Genomic DNA, 22,028 nt, shown 5'->3' with positions numbered 1-22,028 from the left:
CTACGATATATATTTCCGATCAGGAGGATGGTCGGATGCAAATCTTGCTGGTGATCGTCGAATCGATAGGCTTGGTCGTCGGCAGCATCGCCGCCGCGATCCTGCTGTGCTGGTTGCTGTGGAGCGCGTTTCGACTGATCCGCCATCCCGCCTGGGGACCCCCAATCGTCATCCTGCCGGTGATATTATGGGCGGCCAACATGCTGCCGCGCAGCGAGTTCCTGCGCATGACGTTGGTATTCGCGTTGCTGGCGGCCATCCCCTTCTGGATCGAGGGCCGCGCCTGGCGCGCGGCGTGGATCGAACGGAAACGCCCTGGCGTCGACGAACCGCTGCACGGCTGATGATTGCGCACTATCCGCCGCTTTACCCGGTGCTTGCCGCCTGCATCGCCCAGGATCGCGCACCGCGGCCGGACGAACTGGAACACGTCGCGCAACGGATCATGCGCGAGGGATCGGTCGGCACGTCCGGTGCACTTCTGGATCGCCGCATGGCGGCGCGCGCGGCGCGCACCGCGCTGATTGGTGCGCCGAGGAATTGACGCAAGGGAGACTTCAGCGGATCGCAATCCTTCCCCTCCCACTTGTGGGAGGGGTTAGCGGAGGGGGTGTCTAGCGGGTCGACGGAAGAAACAGGCCCTCCCCCAGCCCCTCCCGCAAGCGGGAGGGGAGATTTAGGCCTACCATTTGATCTGATTACTCGACGGCGCTTTCCATTGATTGCTCGAGGGCGCTTTCAACTGGTTGCTGACCGGCCCTTCGCCCTTGATCTGGCTGCTCTCGGGCGATTTCCACTGATTGCTGGTCGGCGCCTTGATCTGGGTGCTCTTGATCTGGGTGCTGTCCGGCTTGTCCAGCCCGATCAGAACGCCTTGCGTGTCGCCCGTCGGTACGCCGGGCTGCTTCTGCGCCGCCGCGTCGGTTACGCCCAGCGACAAGCCCAGCATCGATACCGCCGCCGCCAGCGCAGGTTTCATGAGATCGGCCATGCCATCCTCCCTGCCAAAGCGAGAGCGCACTCCGGGAGCGGAGAGCGGCTCTCGACCCCAGGAGAAATAGGCTCGCCCGTCTCAAGCGTATTGGTGGAATGCGACATGCCCGCCGATGGCGCGATCAGACCGGGCTGGGCAGATCGCGGGCGAGTTCGGCAAGCAGCCATTCCCGGAAACGACGGATCTTGGCAACGCCGCGCCGCGCTTCGGGATAGCATAGCCAATAAGCATAGCCGCGCGTCGAGACTTGCTCGAACGGCCGCACCAACCGTCCTTCGGCCAGATCGTTGCGCCAGAAGAAGGGCGTCAGCATCGCCATTCCCTGCCCCGCCATCGCGGCATGTCCTTCATGCGCCTGGCTGTCGAGGCGGACCCCGACCCGCGGCGGGCCGTCGGGTACTTCGACCCCGGCTTCACGCAGCCAGAACGGCCACCACGGATCGTGCGGGCTGATCTGCGGGATGCGCAGCATGTCTTCGGCCTTGAACGGTCCGTGGCGCTTCAGGAATCCGGGCGAGCACATCGGCGTGAAGTCGATCCGCACGAGCAATTCCTCGTGCAACCCTTCCCATCCGCCCAGACCGGCACGGATCGCGATATCGACATCGTCGCTGACGAAGTCCGCCAGCGCGTCGCTGGTCAGCAGGCGCACTGCCATCTCCGGATGGTTCATCTGGAAACTGCCGAGCCGCCAGGCGAGCCAGGTATTGGCGAACGTATTCGAGGTCGACACGGTCAGCACCGCCGCATCGTCCGCGCGGATCGCACCGAACGCGGCGTCCATCGCATCGAACGCGCGGGTGATCTGGGGAGCAGCCTTGCGGCCCGCATCGGTCAGCACCACGCGGCGCTTCTCGCGGCGGAACAGCGGCGCGCCGAGCCGCTCCTCGAGCAACTTGACCTGATAGCTGACCGCCGCCTGGGTCATGCCGAGTTCGTTCGCGGCGGCAGTGAAATTCTCATGCCGGGCGGCAGCTTCGAACACGCGAACAGCGGCAAGGGGCGGCAGGCGGCGCATGCAGACTTGATAAGCATGGCTTGTCGATCATGTCCAACGATTTGTTGGCGAACCGACGCCGATACGAGCATATCCACCTCATCGCCAACGCCGGATTTTATGAGGAGGATTGAGCCATGCGCGATGATTTCCTGAGCGGCGACTGGGCCGCGAACAAACACCGCTTGACGGCGGACGTCGATAAGCTGGGCAGCGATCTCGCTGCAAAAGTCAGCGACAGTTTCGAGGCGCTCAACCGGGCGCAGTTCGATGCGCCGTGGCACCGCGTTTGGCGCAAGGTTCGCATCTCCGGGCTGCGGTGAACCGCGGCAGCCCCAGGGCCGGGACGCGTGCCCCCATGCGCGCCCGGCCCATTCAGGACCTACGCTTCTCCGGCGGCGTCGATCGGACGGCAGGATCCGCTTCCTTCTTGCCTTCGGCGCGCCGCCGGTCTTTTCCCTTCACATGAGCGACGATTTCGTGCCGCTAACCTGGGCAGACCTGACCGCGCGCCCGCGCCCCGAGCCGCAGGCGGCGATCGCCTATGGCGACGACCCCTGGCAGCGCGTCGATTTGTGGTTGCCAGACGGCACCGGCCCCTTCCCCACCGTGCTGATGGTCCATGGCGGATGCTGGACGACGAGCATCGCCGATCGCACGCTGATGAATTGGACGGCCGAAGATCTGCGCCGGGACGGCTTTGCCGTGTGGAACGTCGATTATCGCGGCGTCGACCGCCCGGGCGGCGGCTATCCCGGCACCTTTCGCGACACCGCCGCGGCGGCCGACGCCTTGCGCGGCTATGCCCCCAAATACGGGCTCGACCTGCGCCGCATCGTCGCCATCGGCCATTCGGCGGGTGGGCATCTGGCGCTGTGGCTGGCGGGGCGGCGTCGGCTGCCGTCCGACAGCCCGCTGTGGTGCGCAACCCCGCTCGCGATCGCTCATGTCGTCGCCTGCGGCGCGCTGCCAGACCTCGAGGCGGTCGCGGCCAGCCCCGACAATGGCTGCGGCATCGACGTCATCCGTGATCTGGTCGGCGCGCCGGACAGTAACGGGCGCGATGTTTATGCCGACACCTCGATACCGTACTTGCTGCCGATCGGCGTGCGCCACGATCTGGTCAATGGCCGCGAGGATCGCATCGTACCGTATCGACTGGCGACGGATTATGCCGCCAAAGCGGGCGATGAGGCCATCCTGCACACGGTGCCGGATACTGGGCATGTCGAGTTGGTAACGCCCGGCACCGCCGCTTGGACGGTGACCAAGCAGCTGATCGCCGCTGCCTTTACCGCGACCGGTCGTTAGACCGACGGCGGGACCAACGCGCCGAACGGATCGTCGTGGAGCGAGGCCGCCACTTCGGCGAGTAGCCAGGTGCGAAACGCCGCGACCTTGCGCTGTCGCTTGCGATGCGTGGGATAGACCAGCCAGAAGCTGTTGCGCCAATAAGCGATACGCTTGATTGGTTGGACCAATTGGCCGGCATCGATCGCGCGCTGCCACATGGGCGGGCTGAGCACCGCAACGCCGTGCCCGGCGATCGCTGCCTGACCCTGCAATACTTGCGATTCGAGTTGGACGCTGGGCGGCGAGTCGCCGGGTTGATCCCCCAAAACGCTTTCCAGCCATAATCGCCACCAGCCGTCCCCCGGCGACAGCCGCGGCAGCGCCAGCAAGTCGTCGACGGTTTTGACCGGCGGATGACCGGCAAGGAACCCCGGGCTCGCCAGCGGCGTGAACGGCATCCGCATCAGGAAGTCCGCTTCCAGCCCCGGCCATGGCGTCGGCGCCCCGCGGATCGCAACATCGATCTCGCCGCGATCGAACTCGGTCAGCGCGTCCGACACGCGGAGCCGCACCGCCAGATCGGGCCGCGCGAGTTGGAATTCGCCGATGCGTGACGACAGCCAGTTGGTCGCAAAGGTCGACGGCGCGCTGACCGTCAGCATCGTCTCATTATCGCTGCGCGCGGCACGGAATGCCTCGTCGAGCTTCTCGAACGCGCTGGTCACTTGCGGCGCGATCAATTGGCCGAGTTCGGTCAGTTCGACCCCGCGCCCCTTGCGCGCGAACAAGGGCGCGCCGACCCGCTCCTCGATCACCTTGATCTGATAGCTCACCGCCGCCTGGGTCGTGCCCAGTTCTTCGGCGGCACGCGTGAAATTGCCGAGCCGCGCAGCGGCTTCGAACACGCGCACCGCGCCGAGGGGAGGAATGGCGACCATTGCAGGCATAAAGCAGATTTATGGCTTGTTCTCAACGTTCGATTGGAGCCGGGGCGCGGCGCGCGGCATATCGGCGTCGTCGCCACCCCCCGGCGACGACAGGAGAAAGAAGATGTTCAAGCCCTTGATGATGACCGCCTTGCTGCTCGCCGCGGCTCCCGCTTTTGCCGGCGACAAGCCGGTCCCTCCGACCGCCCGCGTCACGACCGCCGACCTCGACCTCTCGACCGCGATCGGCCGCAAAACGCTCGACCGTCGCCTGCGCGTGGCGATCGATCAGGTATGCGCCGCGGCCGATGCCGCGCCACGCACCGGTATCCTCTCGAACGACCGTTGCCGGTCGGTCGCCGCGACCAGTGCCCGTCGCCAGCGCAGTGCGCTGATCGCCGCCATCGATGCGAGAAAGAACGGCGAGACTGGGGTCGAACTCGCCCTCGCCAAATGATGTCCGAACTTCACTCGATCAATTAAGCGCTCTGATGGATTGCCTACGCCGGCAGGCGTCCATCAGGAGTGATCGCCAGTCCCGCCATCGGCAATCCCGGAAGTAGCACGCGATCCGATTAGTCGCCTTTCCGACACGCCTTGACGCAATATCATATCAATGAGATTGTGTATCAAGTCATCGGGAGAGAGCATCGTGCGGATCGTTCTGATGTCGTCCACTATCCTGTGCTTCATCCTTACCGGATGCAGTCAGGTGTCGAGCCGTAAAGCGGCCGAAAAGCTCAATGCCTATGACGTCGCCCCAGCTGCCCCGCCGGGCGATACGGCAAATGAAGGCAAGGGTGACGAAACAACAGCCACGCCGCTGACAGTCACGCTCCCCCAGATCGCCTATGACTATAAGTACAGCTTTCGGCTCCCCGCCGATCGGGTCGCGTCGACACAGCAAATGCATATCGCGGCTTGCGACAAACTGGGGCTGGCGCGATGCCAACTCGTCTCATCCGAAAGCAGCAGCGGGAATGGCAGCGCCGCCTCGTTAAAGCTACGCGTCGCCAGCGACGTCGCGCGGCGGTTCAGTGCGACCCTGGTCGATTCGGTCGCCAAGGCCGGCGGTCGAGCCGTGGATCAATCGATCAGTGCCGAGGACGTATCGAAAGAGATTTCCGACACCAGCGCGCGGATCCGCCAGCGCGAATTGCTGGTCCAACGGCTGACCCAAATCCTTCAGTCGCGCACCGGAAAGGTGAGCGAATTGGTCGAGGCCGAGCGCAGCGTGGCAGCCGCGCAAGAGGAACTCGATCAGGCCAAGGCTTGGCTGATCCAATTGCAGGGCCGCGTAGCGATGTCCGATGTCGAGATCGACTATGCCGCCGCAGTCGCCGGCGCGCCCGATCAAGGCCCGTTGGGCGAGACGGTCGGCCAATCCTGGGGATTCTTCACCTCGGCACTTTACGCGATCCTGCGCTTGGCGATCTTCCTCGCGCCATGGGCTGTAGTGGGAATTGGCATCTTCCTCGCCGCCCGCGCGGCGAGGCGGCGTTGGGCGCGAGCGCCCGCCACGGACATCGAGTCGCTACCATCCGACGATGCCCCGCCCCTCGCGTGATTGCACCGGCGCAGTCGTTCCGGTATAGGCCGTTGCTTCCCGCCCCGGCGCGCTATCCGCGTTGCCGGGGCGCTCATTTTACAAAGGTAAGCGCCGAATATGGCACGCCGCCGCCAGATTTACGAAGGCAAAGCCAAGATCCTCTACGAGGGTCCCGAACCGGGCACGCTGATCCAGTATTTCAAGGACGACGCGACCGCGTTCAACGCGCAGAAAAAGGGCACGATCAGCGGTAAGGGCGTGCTCAACAACCGGATTTCCGAGCACATCTTCACGTTGCTCGGGATGATCGGGGTGCCGACGCACTTCATCCGCCGCCTCAACATGCGCGAGCAACTGATCCGCCAGGTGGAGATCGTGCCGATCGAGGTGGTGATGCGCAATGTCGCCGCCGGGTCGCTGTCGAAGCGGCTGGGGATCGAGGAAGGCGTCCAGCTGCCGCGCACCATTATCGAATATTATTACAAGGACGACGCGCTCGGCGATCCGATGATCACCGATGAGCATATCGCGGCGTTCGGCTGGGCCAGCCAGGAGGAGATGCACGACATCGCCGACCTGGCGATCCGGACCAACGATTTCCTGTGTGGCCTGTTTGCCGGGATCGGCATTCGGCTGGTCGACTTCAAAATGGAATTCGGGCGAATCTGGGACAATGATTACAGCCGCATCATCCTGGCGGACGAGATCAGCCCCGATGGTTGCCGGCTGTGGGACATGGCCACCAACGAGAAGCTCGACAAGGACCGGTTCCGCCGCGATCTGGGCGGCGAAGTCGAGGCCTATCAAGAAGTCGCCCGCCGGCTGGGGCTGTTGCCCGAAGGCGCCGACGGCGCGGTCCTCGACCTCGAAACGCATCGCCAGAACCGGGGCAAATAAGCGCGATTTGCGGCGTCGCTGGTCGGCGTCGCGATCGTTTCAGCTTGGCTGAAACAAGGAAGCGTCAGTCCTTGACCCGGAATCCGCAGATGATTCCGAAGATGAACGACGACACCAGCGACAGCTGAATCCACCCCCCAGAGTCGGTCCAACCGAAATACTGTCCACCGAAGGTGAACAGCGCGATGAACATCACCATTGCCAGTCCGGCCATGTCCGAACCCCCTAATCAGGCGAGCGCGACCCCTCAGCGAGTCGCCCGCTGGACGAAACGCTGCGCTTCGCGGGTAAACGAAGTGTAAAACTTGCGGCGAACCGCTGGCGCGGCCATAGGGGCGCCGACTCCGTTTCAGCCAGGAAAGCGCCGCTCCATGAAGGTTCGCATCGTCGTCACCCTCAAGCCTGGGGTGCTCGACCCGCAAGGCAAGGCGATCCACAAGTCACTCGAAGGCTTGGGCTTTGGCGGCATCAATGACATCCGCGCCGGCAAGGTGATCGAGCTCGACGTCGCCGACTCGGTGACCGACGAGGACCTCGACGGGATGTGCCGCAAGCTCATCGCCAATACGGTGATCGAAAATTACAGGATCGAGCGGTGACCGCCGCGGTCGTCGTTTTCCCAGGCTCCAATTGCGACCGCGACCTTGCGGTGGCGATCGAGTCGATCATGGGGCGGAAGCCCAACATGGTGTGGCATGGCGAGACCGAACTCCCCGCTGGCACCGATCTGGTCGCGTTGCCGGGCGGATTTTCGTACGGCGACTATCTGCGGTCGGGCGCGATGGCGGCACGGTCGCCGGTGATGCGCGCGGTGATCGACGCCGCCGAGCGCGGCGTACCGGTGCTCGGCGTGTGCAACGGCTTTCAGGTGCTGACCGAAGCGGGGCTGCTGCCCGGCGCGCTGATGCGCAATGCCGGCCTCAATTTCGTCTGCCGCGACGTCGAACTGTCAGTCGACAACGCGCAATCGGTGTTCACCAGCCGCTATGCCGCGGGAGAGACGATCCTGATTCCGGTGGCGCATCATGACGGCAATTACACCGCCGACGCCGAGACGCTCGACCGGCTGGAAGGCGAAGGCCGCGTCGCGTTCCGCTATACCGGCAACGTCAACGGATCGGCACGCCACATCGCCGGCGTGCTCAACGCCGCGGGCAACGTGCTCGGCCTGATGCCGCACCCCGAACGCAAGATCGAAGCCGCGCATGGCGGTGACGACGGCCGCCGGCTGTTCGAAGGGCTGATGGAGCTCGTCTCGGCCTGACGGTCAGACTTTCGCCTTGAACGGCGAGAAGTCGGTGCCCTCGTCGAACACGTCGACGCCCTCGGCACGTTTGAGCCCGCCGACGACGATGTAGGTGACCGGGGTCAGCAGCACTTCCCACGCGACTTTCAGGAACCATTGCGTGAACAGCACCGTGATGACGAGGTTCGTCGTCCAGCCCGTGGCCCCGAGGAAAGCGAGCGGATAGAAGATCAGGCTGTCGACCCCTTCCCCGGCGATCGTCGAGCCGATCGTGCGCGTCCACAGATGCTTGCCGCGCGTCATGATCTTCATCTTGGCGAGCACGAACGAATTGACGAACTCGCCCGCCCAGAACGCCGCGCAGCTTGCCAGCACGATACGCGGCACCTGCCCGAAGATCGTTTCGTACGCTGCCTGGTTGGTCCAATCGGGCGCCGGGGGCAGCGCGACGACCACCCAGCTCATGAACGCCATGAACAGCACCGCGCCGAACCCCGCCCAGATCACCCGACGCGCGCGCGCATAGCCATAGACCTCGGTCAGCACGTCGCCGATCACATAGGAGATCGGGAAGAACAGGATTCCGGCGCCGAACGGCCAATAGCCGACCCCCGGCAGCCAGACCTGCGCGACCTTGCCCGCGCCCAGTACATTGGAGAGCAACAGGATCGCGACGAACGCCGCCATGACGAAATCGTAATAGCGGAAATGGTGGACGGTATTGGCCGTCACGGCGCGCGGCGCGGTCGATTCCCCCTGGGTCATGGTGGCGTTATGATCAAGGTTCCATCCGCCTGCAATCCGCGTCGGAGGGCGTTGCCGGGCGCGCGCAAACGCCCTAGGCGGGAATCGGGCGCCCGTAGTTCAACTGGATAGAGCACGAGCCTTCTAAGCTTGGAGTTGCAGGTTCGAGTCCTGCCGGGCGCGCCATTCCTCGGCCATTGGCGTTCGACATGCATCCGATCCGCGATCGGCGCGTTGTGCTCGGCATGACCGGCTTCGATCGCGGCGACGCACCTTTTCTGTTCGATTACGAGCGCCGTTTGCGTTGCGAGATCGCGCGCGAACGCGACGTCGCTTCGACCCTCCCCGATGCCGTCCGCCGAGCAGGCCACCTGTCCCGCGCGCGCGCCTTGTCCGCCCGGCTTCCGCAATCGGCATGCGAACGGCTGTTGCTCACATTTGGCTAAAGGAGTGACGCCGCCGCTCGCCTTGTAACGACAGGCCGATTGGTGGAGAGCAAAGGGCTGATCCACCATGCCGGAAAGTCCGCGATGCGCCCTCCTTTCGTCACTTCCGCCCTATTGATCGCCTCGGCGTCGATCGCGCCCGTCGCGACTGCCGCCCTCGATGCGCCGTCACCGATCCTGACCAGCCCGGATGCGAAGGACGTGCTCAGCTACGCCCGACCGGAAATCGCCCGCGTCACCCATGTCGATCTCGACCTGACCGCGGATTTCGCGGCGCATGTCATGCGCGGCACCGCGACGCTCGACATCCTCGCCCGGCCCGGCGCGCACGAGATTATCCTCGACGACAAGGACCTCGTCATCTCGCGCATCACCGACGCGCGCGGGCGTCCGCTCAAATGGACGGTCGGCGCCAGCGACGAGTACAAGGGCGCGCCGCTGACGATCGATATCGGCGCCGCGCGACGGATCGTCATCACCTATCGGTCCGATCCCAAGGCGCGCGCGCTCGGCTGGCTGGCGCCCGCGCTGACTGCCGGCAAGAAGAAGCCCTATCTGTTCAGCCAGGGCGAAAGCATCAACAATCGCAGCTGGATTCCGACCCAGGACAGCCCGGGTATCCGCCAGAGCTGGTCGGCCAGGATCACGGTTCCCTCCGATCTTGTCGCGACGATGAGCGCCGAGCGGCTGACACCTGGCGGCATTCCCGCCGCGCGCGGCTGGCACAGCTATCGGTTCCGCATGGACCACAATGTCCCGCCCTATCTGATCGCGCTAGCGGTCGGCGATCTTCGTTTCCAGGCAATCGACGCGCGCACCGGGATTTACAGCGAACCGAGAGTGCTGGCCAAGGACGCGGCCGAATTGTCCGATGCCGGCAAGATGGTGACCACCGCCGAGAGCCTCTACGGCAAATATCGCTGGGGCCGGTACGACGTGCTGGTGCTGCCGCCGTCCTTCCCGTTCGGCGGGATGGAGAACCCGACGCTCACCTTCGCGACGCCGACGATCATCACCGGCGACAAGTCGAATGTCGACGTCATCGCGCATGAGCTGGCGCATAGCTGGTCGGGCAATCTCGTCACCAACGCCACCTGGTCGGATTCGTGGCTCAACGAGGGGTTCACGACTTATTTCGAGAACCGGATCGACGAAGCGCTGTATGGCAAGGAGCGCGCGGCGACGCTGGCGGACCTGTCGTGGGACGACCTTCAGCGCGACCTGAAAGCGGCGCCCGATGCCAAGGCGACGCGACTGCACGGCGACCCCGAAGGCGTCTATGGCGAGCTCGATTACACCAAGGGATCGACCTTCCTGCGGACGATCGAATATACCGTCGGCCGAGCGCGTTGGGATACGTATCTGCGGTCCTATTTCGATCGCCACGCTTTCCAGCCGCAGACCACCGCGGGTTTCCTCGCCGACCTGCGCGCCAATCTGATCAAGGGCGATCAAACGCTCGAGGCGAAGTTGCAGCTCGACCAATGGGCCTATGGAACCGGACTGCCGGACAATGCGGTCCATGTCCGCTCCGCGACGCTCGCCAGGATCGATCAGACCCTGGCGTCGGTCGCGGGCGGCGCGCCGATCGGCTCGATCGACACGTCGCATTGGTCCACACAGGAATGGCTGCGATTCCTCAACGGCCTGCCGCGACAGCAATCGGCGCAGCGGCTCGCGGAGCTCGATCGCTCGCTGGGGCTCTCGGCATCGAGCAACGCCTATATCCGCTCGGCCTGGCTCGTGCTGGCGATCAGCAATCGTTACGAGCCGGCGGTCCCCTCGATCGCGCAATATCTGCCGAGCGTTGGGCGCGGCTTGCTGATCCTCCCAGTCTATGCCGCGCTCAAGGCGCAGGGCGATTGGGGCTTGCCGATCGCGCGCAAAGTCTATGCGACCGCGCGCCAGGGATATCACCCGACGATTGCTGCGACGATCGACAAGATGCTCGGTCCGAAGTCCTAGCCCGCTTCCGACGCGTGCCGATAATGGAACGGGAGATTTCACGCACACGCTGCATCGGTGACGACGGGTCGCCGCTGGTCGTGATCGAGTATCAGCATGTCGAACGCCGCCAGACCGATAACGGCGAGCGCAGCTATCCGGGCGCGCGGCGATGGGCGCTCGCCAGCGGCGAACCGGTGCGGCCGCTGGGCGACGGCGTTTGGGAAGTGATTGCCACGAGCGAAGTGGTGAGGCGGGTATGATCGTCTCGCCAACGGTTGACGCGGGCGCGCCATGCGTCGATCGCGCGGGCATGACGTCCAATCACGCTCCCCATGACCGCGCCTGGGCCGACGAAGCGGTCCGGCTGATCGAGGCCGACTATAATCGCTCGGCCGACACGCACCTCATCCCGATCCCGCTGCCGCGGTTTCCCGGCGTCCAGCTCTATCTGAAGGACGAATCGAGCCACCCGACCGGGAGCCTTAAGCATCGCCTGGCACGATCGCTATTCCTCTACGCGCTCTGCAACGGCCGAGTCGGGCCGGATACGACGATCGTCGAGGCGTCGAGCGGATCGACCGCGGTGTCGGAGGCCTATTTCGCGCGCATGCTGGGGCTGCCCTTCATCGCGGTGGTGCCGCGCGCCACCTCGGCGGAGAAGATTGCCGAGATCGAATTCTATGGTGGCCGGCCGCATTTCGTCGAACAGGCGGTAGAAGCCGCGGGCGAGGCCGCGCGGCTCGCCGACGAGCTCGGCGGCGTGTTCATGGACCAGTTCACCTTCGCCGAACGCGCGACCGACTGGCGCGGCAACAACAATATCGCCGAATCGATCTTCGCCCAGATGGCGCTCGAACAGCATCCGATCCCGCACTGGATCGTGTGCGGCGCGGGCACCGGCGGCACCTCGGCGACGATCGGCCGCTATGGCCGCTATCGCCGCCTCGCGACCCGGATCTGCGTTGCCGACCCCGAAGGATCGGTGTTCCACCGCCATTGGGCCGACCGCAGCGTCGCCAAGCTCGACCGCTGCGCCAGCCGCATCGAGGGGATCGGCCGCGCGCATGTCGAGCCCTCGTTCGTTCCCGAAGTGATCGACCGGATGGAAGTCGTGTCCGACGCGCGCAGCATCGCCGCGGCGCGGTTGCTCAGCGAGCGGCTGGGTCGACGGTGCGGGGGGTCGACCGGCACCAATTTGTGGGCATGCGCAACCTTGGCCGAGGAGATGACGGCGGCTGGCGTCGAGGGATCGATCGTCACTATTCTGTGCGACGACGGCAATCGCTACGCGTCGACCTATTTCGACGACGCCTGGCTCGGCCAGTGCGGGATCGACTGGGAACCCGCCGCGGCGGACCTGGCGGGCCGGTTGGGGTGGAGCGCTGACTGAACCGCGCTCTACAGCCGCGTCGCCCCAGCCGCGCGGACATGGTCAAGCGTCGGCATGCCGTTGACCGCCATCATCAGATCTGCCTCGGCCAGGATGCATTTGAGGACATGTGCCGCGCCTTCGGCGCCGTCGAGCGCCAGGCCATAGACGAACGGGCGCCCTACCCCGACCGCGCGCGCGCCCATCGCGAGCGCCTTGATCACGTCGCTGCCCGAGCGGATGCCGGAATCGAACCAGACTGGAACGTGGCCGGCTGCCTCGACCACGCCAGGCAGCATGTCGATCGCAGCGATCCCTCCATTGGCCTGGCGGCCGCCATGGTTCGAACAGAAGATCGCATCGGCGCCCATATCGACGGCTTTGCGCGCATCCTCGGGATGACAGATGCCCTTGAGCACGATCGGCATCTTGGTGACGGACTTGAACCAGGCCATGTCGTCCCAAGTCAGCGGCCGCGCGAACAGCGAGCCCCACAGCATGACCGCTTCGGGCAGCGCCTGAGCCGGGTCCTTGCCGAGCAGCTTACGAAAGACCGGATCGGCGAAATAGTTGGTCAGCACGTGGCCGCGCAGCTGCGGAAAGTTGCCGGCGTTGAGGTCGCGTGGGCGCCAGCCGGTCACCCAAGTGTCGAGCGTGACCACCAGCGCACGATAGCCCGCTGCTTCGGCGCGACGGATCAGGCTCTCCGCCAAGTCCCTGTCGCGCGGCGTGTAGAGCTGAAAGAAGCCCGGCGTGTCGCCGAGATGTGTCGCCACTTCTTCCAGCGTGTCGTTGCCCAGCGTCGAGACCGTCATCGGCACGCCGGTCATCGCCGATGCCTTGGCGGCGGCGATATCGCCATGCTGGTCCTGGCCGCAAATGCCGGTCACGCCGATCGGGCTCATGAACAGCGGGCTATGATAGGTGTGGCCGAAAATCTCGGTCGACAGATCGCGGCTGGTCGTGCCGACCATCATCCGCGGCACCATGCCCCAATGATGGAATGCGCCGGCGTTCTGGTCCTGGGTCCATTCGTCGCCACAGCCGCCTTGGACATAGTTCAGCACGTGTGGCGGCATCCCCGCGGTCGCGCGCTGGACGAGCGTCGCATAATCTACCGGCACTTTGGGCAGCACGCCGCGCAAGCCGGCGCCGTAGATCTCGTTCTGATAATCGCCGAAATGCGGCATCGTCCCTCTCCCGGTGTTCAGGGTTGGCGCGGCGGATCGCAGGGTGTCGCCGAATAGCGCGGCGCGGGTGCGGGTTGGAGCACGCCGCCCACCTCGATGAAGGTGCCGCGTTCGCGATTGTGCGGATGCGTGACCGCTTCGCCAAAGCCGAGTACCGGCGCGAAGCAGATGTCGGTCGCTTCCATCAGCGCGCACCATTCGTCGCGCGTCCTGGATTTGAAAATGTCGGTCAGCCGCGCCTTTTGTGCAGGCCATTGGGCGCGATCGTATTGGGCGTCGAACAGCACGTCGTCCGCAATATCCAGGGTCTCACGAAGCAACGCATAGAATTGCGGCTCGATCGATCCGATCGCAACGAAACCGCCGTCCGAGGTCTCATAGGTGTCATAGAAGGGCGCGCCGGTGTCGAGCATGTTGGTGCCGCGCGTATCGCTCCACATTCCTTGCGCGCGAAAACCCCACATCATCGCCATGAGCAGTGCCGATCCGTCGGTCATCGCGCAGTCGACCACCTGCCCCGGCGCGCCATTCTTCACCCCGAGCAACGCGCTGACCATGCCGAACGCGAGCATCATCGCACCCCCGCCGAAATCGCCGACCAGATTGATCGGCGGCGTCGGCTTCTCGCCGGCGCGACCGATCGCGCCGAGTGCGCCTGACAGGGCGATATAATTGATGTCATGGCCCGCGGCGGCGGCATAGGGTCCGGTCTGGCCCCAGCCGGTCATGCGGCCATAGACCAGCTTCGGATTGTCGGCGAGCAGGACGTCCGGCCCGATGCCGAGGCGCTCCGTAACCCCGGGCCGGAATCCCTCGATCAGGCCGTCGGCCGTCTTCACCAGGTCGCGCAGCTTCGCGATGTCCTCGGCCGACTTGAGGTCGAGCTGCATCGTGGTGCGCGAACGGAGCAGCGGGTCGCGCGGGTTGGGTTGGGTGCCCGGCCGATCGATGCGAATGACGTCCGCGCCGTGATCGGCAAGCATCATGCCGCAAAACGGACCCGGACCGATCCCGGCGAGTTCGATGATGCAAATGCCTGCGAGTGGGCCGGGCATGGATTCTCCTGCTTCTTCTAGCCCCTGGGGTTGGGGTGGGGCAGCGACGGACGATGCGCTCTACGAGGCATCCCCCACCCCTTACCCCTCCCCTGAAGGGGAGGGGCTCTTGTTGCGGATCACCGCGGCGCCATGCGGATGGCGCCGTCGAGGCGGACGTCCTCACCGTTGAAATAGCCGTTCTCGATCATCGTCAGCGCCAGCTGCGCATATTCGGGCGGATTGCCGAGCCGCTTGGGGAACGGCACCGAGGCGGCGAGCGCGTCCTTCACATTCTGCGGGGCGCCCTGCATCAAAGGCGTCTCGAAAATGCCGGGCAGGATCGTGTTGATCCGGATGCCCTCGTTCATCAGGTCGCGCGCGATCGGGAGCGTCATGCCGACCACCCCGCCCTTCGACGCCGAATAGGCCGCCTGGCCGATCTGGCCATCCTCGGCCGCGACCGACGCGGTCATCACCATCGCGCCGCGCTCGCCGTCGACGCCGGGCTCGAGCGTCAGCATGCCCGCGGCCGACTTGGCAACGCAGCGGAAGGTCCCGACCAGGTTGATCTGGATGAGCCAGTTGAACGCTTCCAGGGGGAAGTGCTTGATCGACCCGTCTTCCTTCGATCGGCTGGCCGTCTTGACCGCATTGCCGGTGCCCGCGCAGCAGACCAGCACGCGTTCCTGGCCATGCGCCGCGCGTGCCTTGGCGAAGCCGGCATCGACGCTCTCGTCGCTGGTCACATTGACCTCGCAGAACACGCCGCCAATCTCCTTGGCGAGGGCTTCGCCCTTTTCGGCCTGGAGATCGAAGATCGCGACTTTGACGCCCTTGACCGCCAGCGCGCGCGCCGTCGCGGCGCCAAGGCCCGAGGCTCCGCCGGTGACGACTGCGGCTACCGAATTATCGAGTTTCATTCTTCTCTCCTCTAAGCGTCACCCCGGCGAAAGCTGGGGTCTCAAGCCGAAGCGCGACGCACAAGCCGCATGAGATCCCAGCTTTCGCTGGGATGACGGTGATTGTTTGCCTTGTTCAGAGCCGCTCGACGATCGTGACGTTGGCGATGCCGCCGCCTTCGCACATCGTCTGCAAGCCCCATTTCTTGTCGCGCGCCTTCAACGCGTGGAGCAGCGTCGTCATCAGCTTGGTGCCCGACGCGCCCAGCGGATGGCCGAGCGCGATCGCACCGCCATTGACGTTGAGCCGGCTGTGGTCGCCGCCGATCACTTGGAGCCAGGCGAGCGGGACTGGCGCAAACGCCTCGTTGACTTCGTACAGATCGATATCCTCGATCTTCATGCCTGCACGCGCCAGCGCCCGCTGCGTCGCGGGCAGCGGCTCTTCCAGCATGATCACCGGGTCGCCGGCGGTGACCGTCAGATTGTGGATCCGCGCCAGCGGGGTCAGGCCGTGGTCCTTGAGCGCGCGTTCACTGACGATCAGCACGCCCGACGCGCCGTCGCAGATCTGGCTGGCGGACGCCGCGGTCAGCACGCCGCCTTCCTGGAGCAACTTGACGCTCGCCATCGATTCCGGAGTCGCGTCGTAGCGAATGCCTTCGTCATGCACGTGAAGGACGGTGTTGCCCTCCTCGTCGACCACCTCGATCGGCACGATCTCGGCATCGAACGCGCCCGCTTGCGTGGCGGCGGCAGCACGTCTGTGGCTTTCGAGCGAGAAAGCGTCGAGCTGTTCGCGGCTGAAGCCGTATTTCTGCGCCATCATCCCGGCGCCGACGAACTGGCTGAACCCCTGAACGCCGTAGCGGTCCTTGATTTTCTGCGACCAGGGTCCGATGCCGATGCCGAGCTGTGCAGGCGCGGAACTGGCCAGGCCCATCGGCACGCGGGTCATGCTTTCGACGCCGGCGGCAAGGACGATGTCCTGCGTACCCGACATCACCGCCTGCGCCGCGAACTGAATCGCCTGTTGCGAGGAACCGCATTGGCGATCGATCGAGACGGCGGGAACGCTGTCGGGAAGCGACGAGGCCATCACCGCGCTGCGGCCGATATGCCCCGATTGCTCGCCGGCCTGGATGACGCAGCCCATGATGACGTCCTCGACCGCAGCGCCGTCGATCCCGGCACGCTCGACCACCGCGTCGAGCACCTTGCCGGCGAGATCCGCCGGGTGCCAGTCCTTCAACTTGCCGCCGCGCCGTCCGCCGGCCGTACGGCCCGCTGAGACGATATATGCCTCTGCCATCCTCGCTCTCCTATTTTTCCGTTGCAGTTAGCCACTGGTTTACGCTTGCGGCAAGCGCATTTTCGTGTGGACGGTATGTTCTGTCCGTGTATTGGCACGGTTCCTCCCCCTCATCATTGTGAGCAGCACATGCCCGGAGGCACCATGATCGATCGCAACGGCCTGAAAATCGCGAGTGAACTCGTCGAGTTCGTCGAGACGCGCGCATTGCCGGACACGGGGATCGATGCCGACGCCTTCTGGACGGGCGTCGCGGCGATTTTCGCGGGATTCGCTCCGGACAATGCGGCGCTGCTGGCAAAGCGTGACCTGATCCAGGCGGAGATCGATGGCTGGCTGGCCCAGCGCGCGGGCGAGCCGATCGACCAGGCCGAATACCAGCCGTTCCTGAAATCGATTGGCTATCTGGTCGACGAGCCCGCGCCGTTTGCGGTGACGACGCCGAACGTAGATGCCGAAGTCGCGACCATGGCGGGCCCGCAACTGGTCGTGCCGGTGCTCAACGCGCGCTTCGTACTCAACGCCGCCAATGCGCGTTGGGGCAGCCTGTACGACGCGCTCTACGGCACCGACGCGATCCCGGGCACGGCCAAGCCCGGCGGCTACGATCCCGAGCGTGGGAGCCAGGTGATCGCCTGGGCAAAGGCGTTCCTGGACAAGGCAGTGCCTCTGGCGAACGGGAACTGGGCCGCGCTGGCCGGCGATCCCGTCCTGGCTGACCCAACGCTCCTCGTCGGGCGCGCCGGCGAGAATTATCTATTTCGGCACAACGGTCTGCACATCGAAGTGGTGATCGATCGCGAGCATGCGATCGGCAAGACCGATCCCGCCGGGATCGCAGACGTCATCCTGGAAAGCGCGGTCACGACGATCGTCGACCTCGAGGATTCGGTCGCGGCGGTCGATGCCGAGGACAAGGTCGCGGCCTATGCCAACTGGCTCGGGCTGATGCGCGGCGACCTGGAGGATACGTTCGAGAAAGGCGGCCGGACGCTGACCCGCCGCCTCAACGACGACCGCCGCTACACCGCGCCCGATGGCGGCGAGCTGGTGCTGCGCGGACGCAGCCTGTTGTTCGTGCGCAATGTCGGCCATCTGATGACCACCCCGGCAGTGATCCTGCCCGATGGCGGCGAAGCGCCCGAAGGCATTCTCGACGCGATCATGACCAGCCTGATCGGGCTGCATGACGTGAACGGCCTGGGCCGCTTCCGGAACAGTCCGGCCGGGTCGATCTATATCGTCAAACCCAAGATGCACGGGCCGGACGAAGCCGCCTTCACCAACCGGCTGTTCAACGCGGTCGAGGATCTGCTCGGACTTGCGCGCAACACGATCAAGGTCGGGGTGATGGATGAAGAACGCCGCACCTCGGCAAACCTCGCGGCCTGCATCCATGCGGTGAAGGATCGCATCGCGTTCATCAATACCGGTTTCCTCGATCGCACCGGCGACGAGATCCATACCAGCATGCAGGCCGGGCCGATGGTGCCCAAGGGCGAGATGAAGACCTCCGCCTGGATCAAGGCCTATGAAGATCGCAACGTCCAGATCGGGCTCGCCTGCGGGCTCAGCGGCAAGGCGCAGATCGGCAAGGGGATGTGGGCGGCGCCCGACCGCATGGCCGACATGCTCGAGCAGAAGATCGCCCATCCGATGACCGGCGCGACGACCGCCTGGGTCCCCTCACCCACTGCAGCGACCTTGCACGCGACGCACTACCATCAGGTCGATGTGTTCGCGCGTCAGAAGGAGCGCGCGGCGGAGCCGATCGCGAGCCTGAACGACTTGCTGTCGGTACCGCTCGCGCTCGGCCGCAACTGGACGCCGGACGAGGTGCGCGCCGAGCTCGATAACAATGCCCAGGGCATTCTGGGCTATGTCGTGCGCTGGATCGACCAGGGCGTCGGCTGTTCCAAAGTGCCCGACATCCACGATATCGGATTGATGGAAGATCGCGCGACCTTGCGCATCTCAAGCCAGGCGCTCGCCAATTGGCTCCTCCACGGCGTCTGCACGCCGGAGGAGGTCGAGGCGGCGTTCGGGCGCATGGCGACCAAGGTCGACACGCAGAACTCAGGCGACCCTGCATATCGTTCGTTGGTCGCCAATCCTGCGGGCGCGGCTTTCCAGGCGGCGCGCGCGCTGGTGTTCGAGGGAACCGTTCAGCCCAACGGCTATACCGAACCCCTTCTTCATCGTTTTAGATTGCAGAAAAAAGCGTCCTGAGATCGAAATATTATAAATTGTACAAAAGAGACACTGCAATACATATCGTATTGCGCACGACATTATGTGAAACTTGGCTATATTTTCGAGACGAGGATACGATAATTGCTTGATCCGCAACCAACCTTATCAGGGTGCTGACTTAATGCGTGCAAAATAGTCCCAATTATATTAAGTAGGTCTCACCGGATTCATCCGGTTCGTTCAACCTACGTTTGGGGGTTACGGGGATGATACAGGCAATCAAGGCTGGCACGGCGGTTGCCGTGCTCATCGCTGGCATCGTGGCGGCACCGGCGATTGCGGACACGGGCCGCAATTTCACTGTTTATAACGGCAATGCCGATGTGTCGGTGCAGCGCGTCTGGACGGCCCGGGCGGGGGAGTCGAAGGACCCCTGGCATGAGGTCGACATGAAATATGCGATCAAGCCGAAGAGCTCGTCCAACTTCACGCTCGGAACGGGCGATGTCTGCCTGTACGACATCAAGATCCAGTTCTCGGATGAGGTCACGCAGCAGTTCGACAACGTCAACGTCTGCAAAGGCCAGACCGTCAACGCGACCTGACGCGAGGCGGTTGCAGGGGGAAGATGGCGGCGGACCGGGGTTCGCCGCCGCTTTCGTTTGTGCGTGCTCGGCGGATTCGATTGCAATTTCGCCTGAAGAACATATCATGAACATCTTATGCTCGAGTCGCCTGCCTCGCTGAGTCGATTGCGCCGCCGCGTCGCACGCATCGAAGGCACGCGCGTCTCGAGCGGCCCGGCGCGGTTCGCCACCGGCCATGCCGCAATCGATGCCTGGCTGGGCGGCGGGCTCGCGCGCGGCCGCTTGCACGAAGTGATGGCGGGCGACAGCGAGGATGCCGGCAGCCTGTCGGGCTTCGCCGCGATGCTGGCGCTGCGCATCGATGCCGGAAAGCCGTTATTGTGGCTCAGGACCGAAGCGGCGGAACGGCGGGCGGGCAAGCTTTACGCCAGCGGACTGGGCGAAATCGGCCTCCATGGCGGTGATCTCATCCTCGGACTGCTCGGCGACGATGCGGCATTGCTCAAGGCCGCGAACGACGCCGCGCGGTGTGCCGGGCTCGGCGCGCTGGTGGTCGAGAGCTGGGGCGAGCCCAAGCCGCTCGATCTGACCGCGACGCGCCGGCTGATGCTGGCGGCGGAAGCATCGGGCGTGACCGTGCTGCTGCTTCGCGGCGAGGCGCGCGAAAGCCCCAGCGTCGCCGATACACGTTGGCGGGTCTCCTCTGCCCCCTCGATCGCGCTCGCCGCCGATGCGCCGGGGCCGCCTGCCTTCGATCTCGAATTGTTGCGCCGCCGGGCCGGCCCCGCCGGACGTCGGTGGCGCGTGGAGTGGAATCGTGAACGACGTGCTTTCCAGCCCCTCGACGGGCAGGCGCTATCTGGCGCTGTTCTTCCCCTGGCTGCCGGCTGAGCGCATTCGCATCACGCGACCGCATGTGTTCGCGGGCCGTGCCGGTGCGCCTTATGCGCTGACCGAGAAGGTCAAAAGCGCGCTGCGCGTGCATGCAATCGATCAGGAAGCCGCGCGGCTGGGGATCGAGCGCGGCATGACCCTGGCCGATGCCCGCGCGCGCCTGCCCGAGCTCGAAGCATTCGACCACGTCCCGCACGATGACCATCTGTGGCTCGAACGGCTGGCTGACGGCTGCGCGCGCTATACGCCCTGGGTGATGCTCGATGCGCCCGACGGGCTGGTGCTCGACATCACCGGCTGCGCCCATTTGCTAGGTAACGAAACGGCGCTCGCAACCGATGTGCTGGCAAGACTCGACCGGTTGGGCGTTACCGCACAACATGCCTTTGCCGCCAATCCCGATGCCGCGCGGGCGCTGGCGCGATGGCGCAGCGTCGGCGCCAACGAGGATGAAGCGGTCAGACGCTTGCCCGTCGTGGCGCTCGGGCTCGAAGAGGAAGCGACGACCGCGTTGAAGCGCGCCGGGCTCAAGACCGTTGGCGACGTCGTAGCGCGTCCCTTGTCGGCGATCGCCGCGCGGTTCGGCAACGATGCCGCGACCCAGATCCGTCGGATCATCGGCGAGTCGGATAGCCCGCTGACCCCGCGCATCGTGGCGCCACCGTTGTTCGTCGAGCGGCGTTTTGCCGAGCCCGTCGCACGCACCGAATTCGCGTTGACCGTGCTGGGCGAGTTGATCGCCCAGGCCGCCGCCCGGCTCGATCAGACCCATGAGGGCGGACGCCGGTTCGAGGCGCGCTTCTTCCGCACCGACGGGCTGGTGCAGCGAATGGCGGTCGAGACCGGCCGGCCGACCCGCGACGTGGCCGCGGTGTTGCGACTGTTCCGCGAACGGATCGAGACATTGGCCGATCCGATCGATCCCGGGTTCGGGTTCGACCTGATCCGGCTCGACGTACCGGTCGCCGAGCGGCTCGACGCGGCGCAGTTGCGGCTCGAAGGCGGCGCGGTCGGCGAAGCCGAGCTGGCGCAATTGATCGATCGGCTGTCGACCCGGGTCGGACGCGGACGCGTGCGGCGGTTCGTGCCGCGCGATCGCCATCTGCCCGAACAGGCCGAACTGATGCTGCCCGCCACCGATCCCGTTCCGCCGGGCGACTGGCCCGAGCTCGAAACCGGCGAGCCGCCGTTGCGCCCGATCCACTTGTTCGACCCGCCGCAATTGATCGACTCGATCGCCAGCGAAGTCCCCGACGGCCCGCCGCGCCAATTCCGCTGGCGTCGTGTCCTGCACGACGTTGCCCGGGTCGAAGGCCCCGAACGGATCGCCACCCCTTGGTGGGGCAGCCGCCAGGCGCCGACCCGCGATTATTACCGTGTCGAAGACCGCCGCGGCCGCCGCTTCTGGATCTTCCGCCACGGCCTGTACGGCGAAGTCACCGAGCCTGGCTGGTACATTCACGGGCTGTTCGCATGATATTGTTCACGCAAAGGCGCAAAGGCGCGAA

Annotated in this window: 26 protein-coding genes and 1 tRNA gene; 18 read left to right on the top strand and 9 right to left on the bottom strand. The window is 65.3% G+C overall.

The annotated features are described in order from the left end of the window. Positions 1-35 precede the first annotated feature (35 nt). Both SMA01S_RS15635 and SMA01S_RS15630 read left to right on the top strand, forming a co-directional pair. The gene (locus SMA01S_RS15635) at positions 36-344 is read left to right on the top strand and encodes a hypothetical protein (RefSeq protein ID WP_066824335.1); all 309 of its coding nucleotides are present in this window, start codon (positions 36-38) and stop codon (positions 342-344) included. Further along, positions 344-544, top strand: coding sequence for a hypothetical protein (locus SMA01S_RS15630; protein ID WP_066824332.1), 201 nt, complete (start codon positions 344-346; stop codon positions 542-544). Before SMA01S_RS15635 ends, SMA01S_RS15630 begins: the two co-directional genes overlap by 1 nt. A gap of 138 nt (positions 545-682) precedes the next feature. On the opposite strand, the gene SMA01S_RS15625 is transcribed toward SMA01S_RS15630, so the two are convergent. Continuing rightward, on the bottom strand, positions 683-991 hold the full coding sequence (locus SMA01S_RS15625) for a hypothetical protein (RefSeq protein WP_066824329.1): 309 nt from the start codon (positions 989-991) through the stop codon (positions 683-685). 124 nt (positions 992-1,115) lie between these two features. Next, positions 1,116-2,012, bottom strand: a complete 897-nt coding sequence (gene gcvA, locus SMA01S_RS15620; protein WP_066824326.1) for a transcriptional regulator GcvA — start codon at positions 2,010-2,012, stop codon at positions 1,116-1,118. A 116-nt stretch (positions 2,013-2,128) separates the two neighbouring features. On the opposite strand from gcvA, the gene SMA01S_RS15615 reads away from it, so the two are divergent. Beyond that, positions 2,129-2,314, top strand: coding sequence for a hypothetical protein (locus SMA01S_RS15615; RefSeq protein ID WP_066824323.1), 186 nt, complete (start codon positions 2,129-2,131; stop codon positions 2,312-2,314). 142 nt (positions 2,315-2,456) lie between these two features. After that, positions 2,457-3,302, top strand: a complete 846-nt coding sequence (locus SMA01S_RS15610) for an alpha/beta hydrolase (protein WP_066824320.1) — start codon at positions 2,457-2,459, stop codon at positions 3,300-3,302. On the opposite strand, the gene SMA01S_RS15605 is transcribed toward SMA01S_RS15610, so the two are convergent. Further along, the gene (locus tag SMA01S_RS15605; RefSeq protein WP_245649300.1) at positions 3,299-4,231 is read right to left on the bottom strand and encodes a LysR substrate-binding domain-containing protein; all 933 of its coding nucleotides are present in this window, start codon (positions 4,229-4,231) and stop codon (positions 3,299-3,301) included. The genes SMA01S_RS15610 and SMA01S_RS15605 overlap by 4 nt on opposite strands. A 103-nt stretch (positions 4,232-4,334) precedes the next feature. Here SMA01S_RS15605 and SMA01S_RS15600 point away from each other — a divergent pair, with 103 nt between their 5' ends. From SMA01S_RS15600 to purC, 3 genes are all read left to right on the top strand, one after another. Then, positions 4,335-4,667 carry a UrcA family protein gene (locus SMA01S_RS15600; RefSeq protein WP_169804253.1) on the top strand — a complete coding sequence of 111 codons (333 nt, stop codon included), beginning with the start codon at positions 4,335-4,337 and terminating at the stop codon, positions 4,665-4,667. A gap of 210 nt (positions 4,668-4,877) precedes the next feature. Then, entirely contained in the window at positions 4,878-5,777 is a 900-nt protein-coding gene (locus SMA01S_RS15595) for a DUF4349 domain-containing protein (protein ID WP_169804252.1), read from the top strand. 99 nt (positions 5,778-5,876) lie between these two features. Beyond that, a complete protein-coding gene (gene purC, locus SMA01S_RS15590) occupies positions 5,877-6,656 on the top strand; it encodes a phosphoribosylaminoimidazolesuccinocarboxamide synthase (protein ID WP_066824309.1) in 780 nt (259 codons plus the stop codon). A gap of 64 nt (positions 6,657-6,720) precedes the next feature. On the opposite strand, the gene SMA01S_RS24870 is transcribed toward purC, so the two are convergent. Further along, positions 6,721-6,870, bottom strand: coding sequence for a hypothetical protein (locus SMA01S_RS24870; protein ID WP_169804251.1), 150 nt, complete (start codon positions 6,868-6,870; stop codon positions 6,721-6,723). 157 nt (positions 6,871-7,027) lie between these two features. Between SMA01S_RS24870 and purS the strand changes: the two genes are divergently transcribed. After that, positions 7,028-7,255, top strand: coding sequence for a phosphoribosylformylglycinamidine synthase subunit PurS (purS, locus tag SMA01S_RS15585; protein ID WP_066824307.1), 228 nt, complete (start codon positions 7,028-7,030; stop codon positions 7,253-7,255). Continuing rightward, entirely contained in the window at positions 7,252-7,920 is a 669-nt protein-coding gene (purQ, locus tag SMA01S_RS15580; RefSeq protein ID WP_066824305.1) for a phosphoribosylformylglycinamidine synthase subunit PurQ, read from the top strand. The genes purS and purQ overlap by 4 nt, the downstream gene beginning before the upstream one ends. Before the next feature lie 3 nt (positions 7,921-7,923). Here purQ and SMA01S_RS15575 read toward each other — a convergent pair whose 3' ends face one another. Beyond that, positions 7,924-8,667, bottom strand: a complete 744-nt coding sequence (locus SMA01S_RS15575; protein WP_066824302.1) for a queuosine precursor transporter — start codon at positions 8,665-8,667, stop codon at positions 7,924-7,926. A gap of 88 nt (positions 8,668-8,755) precedes the next feature. Between SMA01S_RS15575 and SMA01S_RS15570 the strand changes: the two genes are divergently transcribed. From SMA01S_RS15570 to SMA01S_RS15550, 5 genes are all read left to right on the top strand, one after another. Then, positions 8,756-8,832, top strand: a tRNA-Arg gene (locus tag SMA01S_RS15570). Between the two features lie 11 nt (positions 8,833-8,843). Next, positions 8,844-9,092 carry a hypothetical protein gene (locus tag SMA01S_RS15565; protein WP_066824299.1) on the top strand — a complete coding sequence of 83 codons (249 nt, stop codon included), beginning with the start codon at positions 8,844-8,846 and terminating at the stop codon, positions 9,090-9,092. A gap of 84 nt (positions 9,093-9,176) precedes the next feature. Further along, a complete protein-coding gene (locus SMA01S_RS15560; RefSeq protein WP_066824478.1) occupies positions 9,177-11,057 on the top strand; it encodes a M1 family metallopeptidase in 1,881 nt (626 codons plus the stop codon). Positions 11,058-11,080: 23 nt separating this feature from the next. Then, on the top strand, positions 11,081-11,299 hold the full coding sequence (locus SMA01S_RS15555) for a hypothetical protein (RefSeq protein WP_066824296.1): 219 nt from the start codon (positions 11,081-11,083) through the stop codon (positions 11,297-11,299). Between the two features lie 50 nt (positions 11,300-11,349). Then, entirely contained in the window at positions 11,350-12,429 is a 1,080-nt protein-coding gene (locus SMA01S_RS15550; protein ID WP_066824476.1) for a PLP-dependent cysteine synthase family protein, read from the top strand. A gap of 8 nt (positions 12,430-12,437) precedes the next feature. Here SMA01S_RS15550 and SMA01S_RS15545 read toward each other — a convergent pair whose 3' ends face one another. From SMA01S_RS15545 to SMA01S_RS15530, 4 genes are all read right to left on the bottom strand, one after another. Continuing rightward, positions 12,438-13,598: an alpha-hydroxy-acid oxidizing protein gene (locus SMA01S_RS15545; RefSeq protein ID WP_066824292.1), complete on the bottom strand. Its 1,161-nt coding sequence runs from the start codon at positions 13,596-13,598 to the stop codon at positions 12,438-12,440. Positions 13,599-13,615: 17 nt separating this feature from the next. Further along, entirely contained in the window at positions 13,616-14,653 is a 1,038-nt protein-coding gene (locus tag SMA01S_RS15540; RefSeq protein ID WP_066824289.1) for a CaiB/BaiF CoA transferase family protein, read from the bottom strand. Positions 14,654-14,772: 119 nt separating this feature from the next. Beyond that, positions 14,773-15,555: an SDR family NAD(P)-dependent oxidoreductase gene (locus SMA01S_RS15535; protein ID WP_066824286.1), complete on the bottom strand. Its 783-nt coding sequence runs from the start codon at positions 15,553-15,555 to the stop codon at positions 14,773-14,775. Between the two features lie 115 nt (positions 15,556-15,670). Beyond that, on the bottom strand, positions 15,671-16,846 hold the full coding sequence (locus SMA01S_RS15530; RefSeq protein WP_066824277.1) for an acetyl-CoA C-acetyltransferase: 1,176 nt from the start codon (positions 16,844-16,846) through the stop codon (positions 15,671-15,673). A gap of 144 nt (positions 16,847-16,990) precedes the next feature. Between SMA01S_RS15530 and SMA01S_RS15525 the strand changes: the two genes are divergently transcribed. The 4 genes from SMA01S_RS15525 to SMA01S_RS15510 all read left to right on the top strand — a co-directional run bounded on the left by SMA01S_RS15525 (position 16,991) and on the right by SMA01S_RS15510 (position 21,997). Beyond that, a complete protein-coding gene (locus tag SMA01S_RS15525; RefSeq protein ID WP_084250357.1) occupies positions 16,991-19,075 on the top strand; it encodes a malate synthase G in 2,085 nt (694 codons plus the stop codon). 230 nt (positions 19,076-19,305) lie between these two features. Next, entirely contained in the window at positions 19,306-19,644 is a 339-nt protein-coding gene (locus SMA01S_RS15520; protein ID WP_066824271.1) for a hypothetical protein, read from the top strand. 117 nt (positions 19,645-19,761) lie between these two features. Beyond that, positions 19,762-20,517, top strand: coding sequence for an ImuA family protein (locus SMA01S_RS25195; RefSeq protein WP_066824267.1), 756 nt, complete (start codon positions 19,762-19,764; stop codon positions 20,515-20,517). Further along, entirely contained in the window at positions 20,453-21,997 is a 1,545-nt protein-coding gene (locus tag SMA01S_RS15510) for a Y-family DNA polymerase (protein WP_245649305.1), read from the top strand. The genes SMA01S_RS25195 and SMA01S_RS15510 overlap by 65 nt, the downstream gene beginning before the upstream one ends. The last annotated feature ends 31 nt before the right edge of the window (positions 21,998-22,028 follow it).

The sequence above is a fragment of the Sphingomonas mali NBRC 15500 genome, assembly GCF_001598415.1.
GTDB lineage: Bacteria > Pseudomonadota > Alphaproteobacteria > Sphingomonadales > Sphingomonadaceae > Sphingomonas > Sphingomonas mali.
This window is presented reverse-complemented; position numbering and strand designations above follow the sequence as displayed.

What these genes read in the sequence shown, in the direction of transcription:
- SMA01S_RS15635 (WP_066824335.1), top strand. Translation starts at nt 36, where the DNA reads ATGCAAATCTTGCTGGTGATCGTCGAATCGATAGGCTTGGTCGTCGGC.
- SMA01S_RS15630 (WP_066824332.1), top strand. Translation starts at nt 344, where the DNA reads ATGATTGCGCACTATCCGCCGCTTTACCCGGTGCTTGCCGCCTGCATC.
- SMA01S_RS15625 (WP_066824329.1), bottom strand. Translation starts at nt 991, where the DNA reads ATGGCCGATCTCATGAAACCTGCGCTGGCGGCGGCGGTATCGATGCTG.
- gcvA (WP_066824326.1), bottom strand. Translation starts at nt 2,012, where the DNA reads ATGCGCCGCCTGCCGCCCCTTGCCGCTGTTCGCGTGTTCGAAGCTGCC.
- SMA01S_RS15615 (WP_066824323.1), top strand. Translation starts at nt 2,129, where the DNA reads ATGCGCGATGATTTCCTGAGCGGCGACTGGGCCGCGAACAAACACCGC.
- SMA01S_RS15610 (WP_066824320.1), top strand. Translation starts at nt 2,457, where the DNA reads ATGAGCGACGATTTCGTGCCGCTAACCTGGGCAGACCTGACCGCGCGC.
- SMA01S_RS15605 (WP_245649300.1), bottom strand. Translation starts at nt 4,231, where the DNA reads ATGCCTGCAATGGTCGCCATTCCTCCCCTCGGCGCGGTGCGCGTGTTC.
- SMA01S_RS15600 (WP_169804253.1), top strand. Translation starts at nt 4,335, where the DNA reads ATGTTCAAGCCCTTGATGATGACCGCCTTGCTGCTCGCCGCGGCTCCC.
- SMA01S_RS15595 (WP_169804252.1), top strand. Translation starts at nt 4,878, where the DNA reads ATGTCGTCCACTATCCTGTGCTTCATCCTTACCGGATGCAGTCAGGTG.
- purC (WP_066824309.1), top strand. Translation starts at nt 5,877, where the DNA reads ATGGCACGCCGCCGCCAGATTTACGAAGGCAAAGCCAAGATCCTCTAC.
- SMA01S_RS24870 (WP_169804251.1), bottom strand. Translation starts at nt 6,870, where the DNA reads ATGGCCGGACTGGCAATGGTGATGTTCATCGCGCTGTTCACCTTCGGT.
- purS (WP_066824307.1), top strand. Translation starts at nt 7,028, where the DNA reads ATGAAGGTTCGCATCGTCGTCACCCTCAAGCCTGGGGTGCTCGACCCG.
- SMA01S_RS15575 (WP_066824302.1), bottom strand. Translation starts at nt 8,667, where the DNA reads ATGACCCAGGGGGAATCGACCGCGCCGCGCGCCGTGACGGCCAATACC.
- SMA01S_RS15560 (WP_066824478.1), top strand. Translation starts at nt 9,177, where the DNA reads ATGCGCCCTCCTTTCGTCACTTCCGCCCTATTGATCGCCTCGGCGTCG.
- SMA01S_RS15555 (WP_066824296.1), top strand. Translation starts at nt 11,081, where the DNA reads ATGGAACGGGAGATTTCACGCACACGCTGCATCGGTGACGACGGGTCG.
- SMA01S_RS15550 (WP_066824476.1), top strand. Translation starts at nt 11,350, where the DNA reads ATGACGTCCAATCACGCTCCCCATGACCGCGCCTGGGCCGACGAAGCG.
- SMA01S_RS15545 (WP_066824292.1), bottom strand. Translation starts at nt 13,598, where the DNA reads ATGCCGCATTTCGGCGATTATCAGAACGAGATCTACGGCGCCGGCTTG.
- SMA01S_RS15540 (WP_066824289.1), bottom strand. Translation starts at nt 14,653, where the DNA reads ATGCCCGGCCCACTCGCAGGCATTTGCATCATCGAACTCGCCGGGATC.
- SMA01S_RS15535 (WP_066824286.1), bottom strand. Translation starts at nt 15,555, where the DNA reads ATGAAACTCGATAATTCGGTAGCCGCAGTCGTCACCGGCGGAGCCTCG.
- SMA01S_RS15530 (WP_066824277.1), bottom strand. Translation starts at nt 16,846, where the DNA reads ATGGCAGAGGCATATATCGTCTCAGCGGGCCGTACGGCCGGCGGACGG.
- SMA01S_RS15525 (WP_084250357.1), top strand. Translation starts at nt 16,991, where the DNA reads ATGATCGATCGCAACGGCCTGAAAATCGCGAGTGAACTCGTCGAGTTC.
- SMA01S_RS15520 (WP_066824271.1), top strand. Translation starts at nt 19,306, where the DNA reads ATGATACAGGCAATCAAGGCTGGCACGGCGGTTGCCGTGCTCATCGCT.
- SMA01S_RS25195 (WP_066824267.1), top strand. Translation starts at nt 19,762, where the DNA reads ATGCTCGAGTCGCCTGCCTCGCTGAGTCGATTGCGCCGCCGCGTCGCA.